The organism is Rhodococcus sp. O3 (assembly GCF_048897285.1).
Lineage (GTDB): Bacteria > Actinomycetota > Actinomycetes > Mycobacteriales > Mycobacteriaceae > Rhodococcus.
Window position 1 is genome coordinate 1 of the sequence record NZ_JBMBTE010000131.1, and the last position, 13,506, is coordinate 13,506.

Below are 13,506 nucleotides of genomic sequence, written 5' to 3' on the forward strand. Positions count from 1 at the left end.
GGTCGACGACCCGTGGGGCTACGGCAACTCGCTCGAGTGGGCCACCTCGTGCCCGCCGCCGCGGCACAACTTCACCGAGCTGCCGCGCATCCGGTCGGAACGTCCGGCGTTCGAGCTGCACTACCCGCACATGGTCGAGCGGATGCGGGCCGAGGCCCACGTCGGCCCGGGCAGCCACAAGCACAACGTGGCCGTGCATGAGGGTGCAGACAGGGAAGCCCTGAAGTAAGTCGGTTACCCGACGCGACGCAAGGCCCCGCCCGAGCATCGGGCGGGGCCTTGTGCATGACCGGGTGCACCACCCCCCAACCCCTGTGGCAGCCGTTCCGATTGGCAGAATGGAAGGGCCCGTGCCGCGAGAAGAACGAAGGATCGGAGACGTAGTGGCGTCTGACACCACCGTGCTGGTGACCGTGACAGGACCGGACCATCCAGGTGTGACCGGCGTGCTCTTCGCGGCGCTCTCCCGCCACGACGTGGACCTGCTCGACGTCGAGCAGGTCGTCATCCGCGGCCGGCTGACACTCGGTGTCCTGGTTGCGTGCCCGAACGACCCCGAGGCCCTCCAGGACGAGATCGAGGCGGCGATGGCCACGGTCGGGATGCACGCGGACGTGCAGATCGGCGTCGAACGCGGCCTCGAGCACTCGGTCTCGACGCACGCCGTCGTCGTACTCGGCAGCCCCGTCAGCGCCCGCGCGATGCGCTCGGTCGGCCGGGAACTGGCCCGCCAGGGCGCCAACATCGACTCCATCCGCGGCATCGCGGACTACCCCCTGACCGGCCTCGAACTCATGGTGACCGCGGCCGACACCGGCGCCGACGCCGACGCGCAGCTCCGGGCCGGTCTCGCCGAGGTCGCCGCCGGCCTCGAGATCGACATCGCCGTCGAGCGCGGCGGCCTGGCCCGGCGTTCCAAGCGCCTGATCGTGTTCGACGTCGACTCGACCCTCGTGCAGGGCGAGGTCATCGAGATGCTCGCCGCCCACGCCGGTGTCGAGGACAAGGTCCGCGCCGTCACCGAAGCCGCGATGCGCGGCGAGATCGACTTCACCGAATCGCTGAACCAGCGCGTCGCCACCCTGGCGGGCCTTCCCGCGACCGTGATCGACGAGGTCGCCGAGAGCCTGGAGCTGACCCCCGGCGCCCGCACCACCATCCGCACGCTGCGTCGCCTCGGCTTCCGCTGCGGCGTCGTCTCCGGCGGATTCCGTCAGGTCATCGAGGGTCTCGCCCACGAACTGGAACTCGACTTCGTGCGCGCCAACACCCTCGAGATCGTCGACGGAAAGCTCACCGGCCGGGTCGTCGGCGACGTCGTCGACCGCGCCGCCAAGGCCCGCGCGCTGCGCGAGTTCGCCGACGAGGTCGGGGTGCCGATCGAGCAGACCGTCGCGGTCGGCGACGGCGCCAACGACATCGACATGCTCAGTGCCGCCGGTCTCGGCATCGCGTTCAACGCCAAGCCGGCACTGCGGGAGGTCGCCGACACCGCGCTGTCGTACCCGTACCTGGACGCGGTGCTGTTCGTGCTCGGCGTCACCCGCGACGAGGTCGAGGCCGCAGACCGGGTGGACGGCACGCTGCGGCGCGTGCCGCTCGACAGCGGTGCCTGACAGCGGTGCCTGAAACCGACACCGGGTTCGGTGCCCGTCACCGGGTGCTCACCCGCGGATACGGGCATCGGCCCGACCCCGACGACCCGGCCGCGGTGCTCGCGATGCCGATCGTGCTGCACATCCCCAAGCAGAACCCGCCGCGGCGCAGCGCGCTGCTCGAGGCTGCGGCTATGGCGACGATCGCCCTGTGCCTGGACCCGCGCGTCGGACCGGACGCGGACGGACAACCCGGCCCATGGCAGGACGCCTACCTCGCCTGGAACGACGCCCGGATCCGGAAGGTCAGCCGACGCGCCCGGGGCGCGCAGTGGCTCGCCGCGCAGGACGTCGACGGGATCACCGTCGACCACGACGGCGCACAGGCCCGCGCACTCGTACCGGGCCCGGTCGGCGACCTGGACCCGCGCATCTCACGGTTGCAGATCGGCGGCACGGACCTGCCGCACGACGATCCCGGCGACCCGGATCCCGGCATTCCCGTGTTGTGGATCGACGCCGGCCTCGACATGACCGTGGGCAAGGCTGCGGCGCAGGTCGGGCACGCGGTGATGCTGCTCGCCGGGGCGCTCGACGAGGACGCGGTGCGGGCGTGGGCCGCGGACGGCTACCGCTGCGCCGTGCGTGACGCGGACCCCGAACGGTGGAAGGAACTGCGCACCCGCGCCGAGGAAGGCCGGGGTCCGGTCGCCGCGGTCCGCGACGCCGGCTTCACGGAGGTCGCGCCCGGTTCGATGACGGTGATCGCGGTCGCCGGCTGACACCCGCCCGCCTCAGCCGTCCTTCCGGAACACCAGCACGGTCGGTCCTGTCATCTCCCACTCGGAGCCGACGGATCGAGGCGACACGTCGGCCGGTGCACCGTCGGGTGCGCTCGAGTCGAACACGCACACCACCCGACCCCGATACCACTCGGGTCCGGCGAGCACGAGCGTCGCCGGACCGGCGGCATGCAGAACGATCAGGCCGCTGCTGTCCGCGAGCGGTACGCCGGCCCGCGTGACCGTGCCCAGTTGCGACCCGTCCACCCACGCCTGCAGTGTGCGCCGGTCGTCGTCGTGCCAGCCGGTCTCGTCGAGTTCGATGCCGTCACCGCCGAACCACACCAGGTCGGGATAGCCGACGGTGCGGGCGCGGCCGTCGAAGAAGCGGCGCTGACGCAGCACCGGCACGACCTTCCGCAACTGCAGCAGCTGGCGCACGAATGCGATCCGGGTGGTGTCGGCCGACGACCAGTCCAGCGGCCACGCATCGGTGACCGGGGTGTCCGCCGGGACGCAATAGGCGTTGTTGTTGCCGCCCTGGCTGTTCCCGAATTCGTCTCCGGCCAGCAGCATCGGGGTGCCGGTGGACAGCAGCAGCGTGGCCAGCAGCGCCCGCACGTGCCGGTCGCGGGCGGCGACGATCTCCGGGTCGTCCGTCGGCCCCTCCACACCGTGGTTGACGGACTCGTTGTGGTCGGCGCCGTCCCGTCCGTCCTCGCCGTTGGCCTCGTTGTGCTTGCGTTCGTAGGCGACCAGATCGGCTACGGGAAACCCGTCGTGAGCGGCGACGAAATTGATCGACATCCACGGCTGCCGCACGGTCCGGTCGTAGAGGTCCTCGGAACCGGCGAGACGCGAGGCGATCTCGCGGATCCCGGACCGTCCCGTCCAGAACCGGCGGACCGTGTCGCGGTACCGGTCGTTCCACTCCGACCACTGCGCGCCGAACTCGCCGAGCCGGTAGCCGTGCGCGGTCGCGTCCCACGGTTCCGCGATCAGCTTCAGATCCGTCAGCACCGGATCGGTGGTGATCGCGATGAGCAGCGCGGCCCGCGAGTCGAACGTGCCGCCGCGCGGGCGGCCCAGCGCGCTGGCCAGGTCGAACCGGAACCCGTCGACCCCCATCTCGGTGGCCCAGTAGCGCAGGCTGTCGCACACCATCCGTACCGCGATCGGCGAGTTGGCATCGACGGTGTTGCCGCAGCCGGTCAGGTCGATGTCGAACCCTTGTTCGTCGAGCAGGTAGTAGCCGCGCGCATCGAGTCCGCGCCAGGACAGGCTCGGCCCGGCCACCGACCATTCGCACGTGTGGTTGTAGACGACGTCGAGGATCACCTCGATCCCGGCGGCGTGCAGCGCGGCCACCATGGACCGGAACTCGTCGATCTCCGCGCCGGGCACGCTCGCGTACCCGGGATGCGGCGCGAAATAGGCGGCGGTCGAATAGCCCCAGTGGTTGCGCATCCCGCGTGCCCGCACCGGAGGCTCGGTGAGGAACGCGTGCACCGGAAGCAGTTCGACGGCGGTCACCCCGAGCCCGACGAGATGCTCGAGGACGGCCGGTGCGGTCAGCCCGAGGTAGGTGCCGCGGTGTTGGGGCGGCACCCCGGGATGCCGTGCCGTGTAGGACCCGACGTGCAGTTCGTAGAGCACCGTCTGTTCCCACGCGGTGCCGGGGCGGTTGTGCCGGAACGTTCCGGCCGGCCCGGTGACCACCGAGAACGGGGTGTGGCCGAGGGAATCGACGGTCGACGGTGCGCCGAACGGATCGTCGTCGTAGGCGAGCAGACGCCGCGGATCACCGATGTCCCCGGTCAGGCGTCGGGCCCACGGGTCGAGCAGCAGCTTGTGCGGGTTGGTGCGCAGCCCGGAGCGGGGCTGCCACGGGCCGTGCGCCCGGTAGCCGTAGCGCTGCCCGGGACCGATCCCGGGCACCGTGCCGTGCCAGATTCCGAAAGTCCGGTCCGGCAGGTCGATCCGCTGTTCCCGCCCGTCGTCGTCGATCAGGCAGACCTGCACGCGGTCGCTGTGCGGGGCGTGCACCGAGAAGTGGGTGCCCGCGTGGGGGTCGTCGGCGTCCAGGGCGGTCGCGCCGAGCGGGAACGGACCGCGGTCGGCGCGCGCCGCCGGCGGTGCGGTGGGATCGGTGGGGGAGAGCGACACGAAACGATCCTGCCGGTGAATCGGCCGCCGGGGTAGTCCAAGATGGACGGCGTGGCACAACCTGATCCCGATCTGCTCATCGAATTCGACGACGTGTTGGTGCGGCGGGGCGGCAACGTCCTGGTCGGACCCGTGACCTGGAAGGTGGAGCTGGACGAACGCTGGGTGGTGCTGGGGCCGAACGGCGCCGGCAAGACCTCGTTGCTGCGGGTCGCGGCCGCGGAGACGTTCCCGACCTCCGGCACGGCGAGTGTGCTGGCCGAGCGGTTCGGGCGCACCGACCTGTCCGAACTGCGACCGCGCATCGGCATGTCGTCGTCGGCGCTGGCCAACCGGGTGCCGGCCGACGAGAAGGTCTCCGATCTGGTGGTTTCCGCCGGGTACGGCGTGCTCGGCCGGTGGCGGGAGAAGTACGACGCGATGGACACCGAGCGGGCAACGGAGATGCTCGAGAGCCTCGGCGCCGAACACCTCGCCGACCGCATGTACGGCACCCTGTCGGAGGGTGAACGCAAGCGGGTCCTCATCGCCCGGGCGTTGATGACCGATCCGGAACTGCTGCTTCTCGACGAGCCCGCCGCGGGCCTGGACCTCGGTGGCCGTGAGGAACTCGTCGCGCGTCTGGCCACGCTCGCCGCGGACCCGGATGCTCCCGCGACGGTGCTGATCACCCATCACGTCGAGGAGATCCCGCCGGGCTTCACCCACGCGATGCTCCTCAAGGAGGGTCAGGTGGTCTCGCAGGGGCTGATCGACGACGTGATCACCGCCGAGAACCTGAGCACGGCGTTCAGCCAGTCGATCACGCTCGATCGGGTCGACGGGCGCTTCTTCGCACGCCGCACCCGGGAACCGGGCCGGCACCGCGTGCACGTCTGATCCCGGATCGGGACCGGCGCCGCAACGCCGGTCCCGATGCGACGCCGATCACCCCGTCACGTATTTTGTACGCATGTCTACCGAACGCTCGGCAGCCCCCTTCGATCCGGCCGCGGTGCCGATCAAGGACGCCTCCACCGTGCTCCTGCTCCGCGATTCCGACCGTGGTGTCGAGGTATTCCTGCAGCGCCGGGTCGTCGGCATGGACTTCGCCGGCGGCATGACGGTGTTCCCGGGCGGCGGCGTCGACCCGTCCGACAGCGACGCATCCGTGCGCTGGGCCGGACCGTCCGTGCAGTGGTGGGCCGAGCGGTTCGGGACCACCGAGGGACGCGCGCAGGCACTGGTGCTGGCCGCCGTCCGCGAGACGTTCGAGGAATGCGGGCTGCTGCTGGCCGGGCCCACCGAGGACACGGTCGTCGCCGACACCGCGCGGTACGCGCAGGAACGACGTCGTCTCGAGGCCCGGGAGCTGTCGTTCGGCGACTTCCTCGCCGCCGAAGGACTGGTGGTGCGCACCGACCTGCTGCGCCCCCGCGCGAACTGGATCACCCCGCTCGGTGAGCGCCGGCGCTACGACACCCACTTCTTCGTCGCGGCCGTGCCCGACGGGCAGCGCGCCGACGGCGACACCAGCGAAGCCGAGGTCGTGCAGTGGCGCACGGCGACCGAAGCGCTCGAGGACTGGAAGTCGGGTGCCTCGATCCTGCTGCCGCCGACCTGGGCGCAGCTCACCGCGCTCACCGCGTACGCCACCGTCGCGGAGGCGCTCGCGGACGAGGTCGTGATCGAGCCGATCCTGCCGATCCTGTCGCGCAACGACGGGCAGATCCACATCTCGTTCGACGGTTGCGAGGGCTACTACACCGGGGGACCGCACCCCTGGGCGGGGCGCACCGACATCTGATCTAGCCTGAGCGGCATGGCTGAATTCGTCACTCTCGAGGTGTCCGACGGCATCGGAACCATCCGGCTCGATCGCCCGCCGATGAACGCGCTGAACCGGCAGGTGCAGGAGGAGATCCGTGCCGCCGCCCGGGAGGCGACGGTACGCAAGGACGTCAAGGCCGTGATCGTCTACGGCGGCGAGAAGGTGTTCGCCGCCGGCGCCGACATCAAGGAACTCGCCGAGATCGGCTTCGTGCAGATGAGCGAGATCATCGGGGACCTGCAGTCGGCGATCGGATCGATCGCCGATATCCCGAAGCCGACGGTCGCGGCGATCACCGGCTACGCGCTCGGCGGTGGCCTGGAACTCGCGCTCGGCGCAGACCGCAGGATCATCGGCGACAACGTCAAGCTCGGGACGCCGGAGATCCTGCTCGGCATCATCCCCGGGGGCGGCGGAACGCAGCGGCTCGCGCGGCTCGTCGGTCCGTCGAAGGCGAAGGACATCGTGTTCACGGGCCGGTTCGTCGGACCGGACGAGGCGCTCGCGATCGGGCTGGTCGACGAGGTCGTCGCACCCGACGACGTGTACAACGCGGCGCGGAAGTGGGCGTCGCAGTTCACCGGCGCGGCCTCGCGCGCGCTCGCGGCGGCGAAGGCTGCGATCGATCAGGGCCTCGACGCGGATCTCGATACCGGGCTGAAGATCGAGCAGCATGTGTTCGCGTCGCTGTTCGCGACGGCCGACCGCACGATCGGGATGGAGTCGTTCATCGCGAACGGCCCGGGCAAGGCCGCGTTCACCGGCGAATAGGCCGCCGAAACTGGAACTTGTTCCACACTTACCGATGGGTAGGATCACACCTATGACTGCAAGCAGGACCGACGGGACCGATCCCGCGCCCAACCCGCACGCCACCGCTGAAGAGGTCGCCGCTGCGCTCGAGGACACCAAACTCGCCCAGGTGCTCTACCACGACTGGGAAGCCGAGACCTACGACGAGAAGTGGTCCATCTCCTACGACGAACGTTGCATCGACTACGCGAAGGGCCGCTTCGACGCGGCGGCGGGTGAGCAGCCCCTCCCGTACGGGAAGGCGCTCGAACTCGGCTGCGGTACCGGCTTCTTCCTGCTCAACCTCATGCAGGCGGGCGTGGCGAAGTCCGGTTCGGTGACGGACCTGTCGCCCGGCATGGTCAAGGTCGCCCTGCGCAACGCCGAGAATCTCGGACTCGACGTCGACGGCCGGGTCGCCGACGCCGAGACCATCCCGTACGAGGACGACACCTTCGATCTCGTCGTGGGTCACGCCGTGCTGCATCACATCCCGGATGTCGAGCAGTCGCTGCGCGAGGTCCTGCGCGTTCTCAAGCCCGGTGGCCGGTTCGTCTTCGCCGGTGAGCCCAGCACGATCGGCAACTTCTACGCGCGGTGGCTCGGTCGCATCACCTGGGAGGCGACCACCAACATCACCAAGCTGCCGTTCCTGAGCGACTGGCGCCGTCCGCAGACCGAACTCGACGAGTCCTCCCGGGCCGCGGCGCTCGAAGCCGTCGTCGACCTACACACCTTCGATCCGTCCGATCTCGAGAAGATCGCGACCTCGGCCGGTGCCGTCGAGGTGAAGGCGTCGAGCGAGGAGTTCGCCGCGGCGCTGCTCGGCTGGCCCGTGCGCACCTTCGAAGCCGCCGTGCCGGAGGAGAAGCTCGGCTGGGGCTGGGCGAAGTTCGCGTTCGGTGGCTGGAAGACGCTGAGCTGGGTCGACGAGAACGTGCTCAAGCACGTCGTGCCGCGCAGCTTCTTCTACAACGTCATGATCACCGGTGTGAAGCCCGGCAAGTAGTTGGGATACGAGTTCACCCTCGCCGACGTCGCCTATCTGACGTCGGACGAGGCGGCGTCCGCCTTGACCGAGGTGGACGGCCGGGAGCTGTCCGCGCGTACGCGCCTGGCCGACATCGGCTGGGTGCGTACGCGTTTCGGCGACCGTGCCGGTCTGCTCGTCGAGACCGTGCTGGCGCGCCGCAAGGCCGTCGCGAAACTGCCGGAGGCCGGGGGATGGCTGCTCACCGACGACGCGGTGCAGCAGGCCACCCCCGCCGTGGTCGCCGCGCACCGGGCGCGGCGCCTGGCCGGGCGGCGCGTACACGACGTGACGTGTTCGATCGGCGCGGAACTGGCGTCGCTCGTGGGTGTCGCCGACCTCGTGATCGGCAGTGATCTCGACCCGGTGCGGTTGGCGATGGCCGCGCACAACGTGCCCGGCGCCTCGCTGATCCGCGCCGACGCGCTGCGGCCCGTCACCCGCGGCACCACCGTGATCGCCGATCCCGCACGCCGCGCCGGCGGCCGGCGCACGCACGACCCGGCGGCGCTGCAACCGCCGCTGCCGGACCTGCTCGACGTCTACGCCGGCCGCGACCTGGCCGTCAAGTGCGCCCCCGGACTGGATTTCGACGCACTCGACTGGGCGGGGGAGGTCGAGGTCGTCTCGCTCGACGGCGGTGTCCGCGAGGCATGCCTGTACTCGCCGGGCCTGTCGAGCCCCGGTGTCCGGCGCCGGGCGAGCGTGTTGCGTTCGGACGGAACGGGATTCGAGGTCACCGACGCGATGCCCGACGACATCGACGACCGTCCTCCGGGGCAGTGGATCGTCGATCCCGACGGCGCGATCGTGCGGGCCGGCCTGGTCCGGCACTGGGCGGCGTATCACGGTCTGTGGCAACTGGATCCACGCATCGCCTATCTCACCGGCGACACCCTGCCCGAGGGCGTGCGCGGCTTCCGCATCCTCGACCGGTTCAAGTACACCGAGAAGGCCTTGAAACAGGCGCTCGCGCAGCACGACTGCGGGGTCGCCGAGATCCTCGTCCGCGGCGTCGACGTCGACCCCGCGGTGCTGCGGCCACGTCTGAAACTCCGGGGTTCGCGGTCGCTGTCGGTGGTGCTGACCCGGATCGGCCGCACCGCGGAGGCTTTCGTGTGCGAGGCGTCGTTCTAGGTGTAGTCGACGACCACCTTTTCGATGGTGCCCTCGAACGGGAACGGTGCGCGGTCGTAGTAGTCGAGCGACACCGGTGATCCGAGACAGGTACCGATGTCGAGACAGTCGTTCGCCGTGAACAGCAACGGCGCGCTGATCGGCACGGTCGTCTCGCCGACCTTCTGCCCGTCGACACACATCCGGACGTTCAGCGGGCCTCCGGGGCGAGCCTCGGCGTACTCGGTGAACACCTCGAGTTTGTGCTCGCCGGGCGCAACCGGTTCCGCCGAGCGCATCTTGGTGCGCATCAGGATGAACAGGTTGTACTCGTAGCAGAGATAGCCGTCGTCCATGAAGCAGGTCAGCCCGCCGCCGTTGCCGCCGAGAGCGTAGACGACGCCGCCGGCCCGCTCGGGGACGGTCAGCTCGACGGCGACGCGGTTGTTCCTGTTTCCCAGTGCGGGAGCACAGAATTCGGGCATACGGGTGACGTCGCCGGTGAACTCCCAGCTGGTGTACGGCGTGGTGATCCGCTGCTCCGGGTGAAGGGCCACCACCCAGAGCCCGCCGCCGATCGGCAGGGCGTTGTTCTTGGCCGCCTCGATCGCGAACAACTCCCGCAGCTGGGCCAGCTTCTCGGGATACTGCTCGGCGAGGTCACGGTTCTGGGTCCAGTCCTCCTCGAGGTTGTAGAGCTCCCAGGTGTCGTCGTCGGGGTTCCAGTCGCGGATGCCACCGGGCATGCCCTGCAGCCACGGTGCCCGGGGCCCGAACGCGGACGCCATCCAGCCGTCGTGGTAGATCGCGCGGCTGCCCATGATCTCGAAGTACTGGGTGAGCTTGCCTGCCTTCGCGTCCCGGTCGACGAAGGTCTCCGCGAAGCTGGCGCCGTCGATGGGGTCCTGCGGAATCCCGTTCACCGAGCGGGGCGGGGTGATTCCGAGCAGGTCGTAGAAGGTCGGCACCAGATCGTTGCAGTGCAGGAACTGGGTTCGCGGGGTCCGGTCCGGGGTGATCTTCGCAGGCCACCGCGCCACCATGGGATTGCGGGTTCCTCCGAGATGCGACGCGAGGAGTTTCATGCCCTTGTAGGGCGTGCTGCCCGCCCACGCCCATCCCGCGTGGTACATGTTGTCCGTCTTCGGGGAGCCGAGGACGTCGAGTCCGCCGAGTTCCTCGAGGGCGGCGATGTGCTGCGCCGGGGTCGTCGGAATCCCGTTCTGCGCCAACAGTTCGCTGATGGTCCCTTCCTGGCCCTCACCGGACGAGCCGTTGTCGCCCCAGATGTAGAGGACCAGGGTGTTGTCGCGGTAGCCGAGCCGGTCCAGCTCGTCGAACAACCGCCCGACCTGCACGTCGCAATGTTCGGCGTATCCGGCCGCCACCTCCATGAGGCGACGCTGGAACGGCTTCTCCTCCTCGGGGATGTCGTCCCATGCCGCCATGGTGGGATCACGGTCGGTGAGTTCGGCCTCCGGTGGGATCCAGCCCTTCTCCTTGGCCCGGGCGAACACGCGCTCGCGGTATGCGTCCCAGCCGTCGTCGAACTTGCCCGCATACCGGTCGGCCCAGTCCTTCATGATGTGGTGCGGGCCGTGCAGGCAGCCGCTTGCCCAGTACATGAAGAAGGGCCTGTCGGCGTCGAGTGCCTTGTGGCGGCGCAACCAGCCTATGGCGTCGTCCGCGAGGTCCTCACTGAGGTGGTAGCCCTCCTCGGGGGTTTTCGGCGGCAGGACGACGGTGGTGTTGCGGACCAGGTTCGGCTCGTACTGCGATGCCTCGCCGGCGAGGAAGCCGTAGAAGTAGTCGAAACCGACGCCGGTGGGCCAGTTGTCGTAGGGCCCGGCGGCCGTGGTCTCCTCGGCCGGGGTGTTGTGCCACTTGCCGAACGCCGCGGTGGTGTACCCGTAGTGCCGCAGGACCTCGGCTCCCGTCGCACTCGACTTCGGGATGTGGCCGGAGTATCCGTCCCAGTCGTTGGCCAGCTCGGCGATCTGCCCGTTTCCGACGCGATGGTGGTTGCGGCCGGTGAGCAGTGACGCGCGGGTCGGCGAACACATCGCCGTGGTGTGGAAGCGGTTGTAGCTGATGCCCTCGTCGAGCATGCGATCGAGGGTGGGGGTGTTGACCTCGCCACCGAAACCGGTCGGCAGACCCGGACCGGCGTCGTCGATGAGAACGACGAGGATGTTCGGGACGTCGGCGGGCAGGCGGCGCTGGTGCGGCCGCGGGCTGTACACCGACTCCTGCATGGTGCGGCCCGCGACGCTCCCCGACGGAGTCGGCGGGAACGGCAGGCTGTCCCCGCCGGGTATCGGTTCCGCCCGGAGTTCCTTGCTCATGACCGTGTGCCCCCTTCTCCGCCCACCCATTCCAGTACAGCACCGGTTCGTCGTCGCGGAGGAGGGTTTACGGGATGAAAGTCACGGGCGGAGGATGCACCGGAAACCGATGTGGCAGGTCGACGTCTCCTCGGTTTCACCCTGCCGGGCAGCGGGGCGGTAGCGCAGGCAGTAGTTCGGCGCGCACAGGTGCGAGCCGCCCTTGATCACGCGGCGCGCATACGGTTCGTTCGGATCGTGGTCCACCGCAATGTCGACGCGGGGATCGGCCGGAATGCAGCACGACGACGCCGGGGCGACATTCTTGCCGCTCGCCGAGTGGTCGGCGGAGAAGTGGTCACTCGTCCACTCCCACACGTTGCCGGCCATGTCACTGAGCCGATACCCGTTGGGCCGGAAATGCCCGACGGGGGAGGTGCCGGCGAACCCGTCCTTCAACAGGTTCTGCCACGGGAACTCACCCTGCCAGACGTTTCCGCCGGGTCTGCCGCCCGGCTCGTGCTCGTCACCCCACACGAATACCTTGCGGTCCAGGCCGCCGCGCGCGGCGAACTCCCACTCCGCCTCGGTCGGCAGTTCCTTGCCGGCCCACTCGGCGTATGCCCGGGCGTCGAACCACGACACGTGCGTGACCGGATGCCGTTCCCGGCCCCCGACATTGCTGTCGGGACCCTCGGGGTGACGCCAGTCGGCGCCGGGCGTGAAGGACCACCAGCGGGTGTAGTCGTCGAGGGGAACAGGACCCGAGGGCGGCGTGAACACGAGTGACCCGGGTACGAGCAGGGCCGGGTCGGCCCCGGGATACCGGTCCGGGTCGGGCGCGACCTCCGCGGTCGTGACATATCCGGTGGCCTTCACGAATCGGCGGAACTCGGCGACCGTCACCGGGTGCTCGTCCATCCAGAACCCGCCGACCGTCACCTGATGGACCGGTCGTTCCTCGGGGTAGAAGTCCTCCGAGCCCATCCAGAACGTGCCTCCCGGAATGAAGACCATGTTCTTCGGCACTGCCCTCGTCATGGGGATCAGCGTCGCACGGTCCGCGCGCCCGCCGGAGGGATTCCGGGGCTAGCGCGCCGCCATGGCAGCGATGCGGATATCGCGGGTGCGCTCCTGGTGAGCGGTCATCAGGGCACGCGCCTGCTCACCGTCCCCCGCGACGATCGCGTCGAGGATGTGGCGGTGCTCCGTCTCGATCGCGTCGAGATTGTCGGGAGCCGCGGACGCCTCGGCGTCGTAGACGGCCAGTTGCGCGTCCAGGCGTTCCATCAGCTCGGCGATGGTCGGGTTGTGGGCGGCGGAGCGCAGCGCGGCGTGCCAGTCGTTGTGCAGGCGGAGCGCGCTCTTCGGATCCGGTGCCGCGACGGCGCGTTCGAACAGACTCGTGAGCCGGGCCAGATCGATCTCGGACCGTCGAGTCGCCGCGGCGAATGCGGCGGCGGATTCCAGTGCGATCCGGGCGTCGCAGATCGCGAGTACTTCTTCCTCGGTGCGCTCACGCACCATGTAGCCGCGGGTGACCTTGATCACCAGACCGTCGAACTCGAGCCGCTGCAACGCTTCCCGCACCGGTGTCCGCGACAGCCCCATCTCGGCGCCGACGGTGGCCGGCACCAGCATGGAGCCGGGCGCGTATCCGCCGTTCGTGATGCGTTCGCGCAGTTGTGTGTACGGCGATCTGTCGACGTCCAACGGTCGGTTCCCTCCTCGAGACCTGCAGAAAGTGGACGGAGCAACGCATACCAGGACAACGCGCGGATGGGAAGGGTTTGAATCCATGTGTATACAGTTGTCGTCGTTTGTTGTCGTTTGTATTTATAGTGCTCCTCGCACTGCTGTCCGCGAGGAGAACGATGAACACGACCACCCC

Annotated in this window: 11 protein-coding genes and 1 pseudogene; 8 read left to right on the forward strand and 4 right to left on the reverse strand. The window is 69.5% G+C overall.

Annotated features, from left to right (window positions below):
• The 3 genes and pseudogenes from ACN675_RS24285 to ACN675_RS24295 form a co-directional block, all read left to right on the forward strand.
• Positions 1–229: pseudogene (locus ACN675_RS24285) on the forward strand (cytochrome ubiquinol oxidase subunit I); the annotation flags it as partial.
• A gap of 109 nt (positions 230–338) precedes the next feature.
• Entirely contained in the window at positions 339–1,616 is a 1,278-nt protein-coding gene (gene serB / locus ACN675_RS24290; protein ID WP_420753270.1) for a phosphoserine phosphatase SerB, read from the forward strand.
• Entirely contained in the window at positions 1,613–2,377 is a 765-nt protein-coding gene (locus ACN675_RS24295) for a peptidyl-tRNA hydrolase (RefSeq protein WP_420753280.1), read from the forward strand. Before serB ends, ACN675_RS24295 begins: the two co-directional genes overlap by 4 nt.
• 12 nt (positions 2,378–2,389) lie before the next feature.
• Here the strand turns inward: ACN675_RS24295 and glgX are convergent, their stop codons facing one another.
• On the reverse strand, positions 2,390–4,543 hold the full coding sequence (glgX, locus tag ACN675_RS24300; protein WP_420753271.1) for a glycogen debranching protein GlgX: 2,154 nt from the start codon (positions 4,541–4,543) through the stop codon (positions 2,390–2,392).
• Between the two features lie 42 nt (positions 4,544–4,585).
• Here glgX and ACN675_RS24305 point away from each other — a divergent pair, with 42 nt between their 5' ends.
• The 5 genes from ACN675_RS24305 to ACN675_RS24325 all read left to right on the forward strand — a co-directional run bounded on the left by ACN675_RS24305 (position 4,586) and on the right by ACN675_RS24325 (position 9,312).
• Positions 4,586–5,422: an ABC transporter ATP-binding protein gene (locus ACN675_RS24305; RefSeq protein WP_420753272.1), complete on the forward strand. Its 837-nt coding sequence runs from the start codon at positions 4,586–4,588 to the stop codon at positions 5,420–5,422.
• 73 nt (positions 5,423–5,495) lie between these two features.
• Positions 5,496–6,329, forward strand: a complete 834-nt coding sequence (locus ACN675_RS24310) for an NUDIX hydrolase (RefSeq protein ID WP_420753273.1) — start codon at positions 5,496–5,498, stop codon at positions 6,327–6,329.
• Positions 6,330–6,344: 15 nt separating this feature from the next.
• Positions 6,345–7,124, forward strand: coding sequence for an enoyl-CoA hydratase-related protein (locus tag ACN675_RS24315; protein ID WP_420753274.1), 780 nt, complete (start codon positions 6,345–6,347; stop codon positions 7,122–7,124).
• 52 nt (positions 7,125–7,176) lie between these two features.
• Positions 7,177–8,154 carry a class I SAM-dependent methyltransferase gene (locus ACN675_RS24320; protein WP_420753275.1) on the forward strand — a complete coding sequence of 326 codons (978 nt, stop codon included), beginning with the start codon at positions 7,177–7,179 and terminating at the stop codon, positions 8,152–8,154.
• Positions 8,155–9,312, forward strand: coding sequence for a THUMP-like domain-containing protein (locus ACN675_RS24325; protein ID WP_420753276.1), 1,158 nt, complete (start codon positions 8,155–8,157; stop codon positions 9,310–9,312).
• On the opposite strand, the gene ACN675_RS24330 is transcribed toward ACN675_RS24325, so the two are convergent.
• The 3 genes from ACN675_RS24330 to ACN675_RS24340 all read right to left on the reverse strand — a co-directional run bounded on the left by ACN675_RS24330 (position 9,309) and on the right by ACN675_RS24340 (position 13,328).
• On the reverse strand, positions 9,309–11,636 hold the full coding sequence (locus tag ACN675_RS24330; RefSeq protein ID WP_420753277.1) for an arylsulfatase: 2,328 nt from the start codon (positions 11,634–11,636) through the stop codon (positions 9,309–9,311). The two genes, ACN675_RS24325 and ACN675_RS24330, sit on opposite strands and share 4 nt — an antisense overlap.
• A gap of 81 nt (positions 11,637–11,717) precedes the next feature.
• Positions 11,718–12,656 carry a formylglycine-generating enzyme family protein gene (locus ACN675_RS24335; RefSeq protein ID WP_420753278.1) on the reverse strand — a complete coding sequence of 313 codons (939 nt, stop codon included), beginning with the start codon at positions 12,654–12,656 and terminating at the stop codon, positions 11,718–11,720.
• A gap of 48 nt (positions 12,657–12,704) precedes the next feature.
• Positions 12,705–13,328, reverse strand: coding sequence for a GntR family transcriptional regulator (locus ACN675_RS24340; RefSeq protein ID WP_420753279.1), 624 nt, complete (start codon positions 13,326–13,328; stop codon positions 12,705–12,707).
• Positions 13,329–13,506 lie beyond the last annotated feature (178 nt).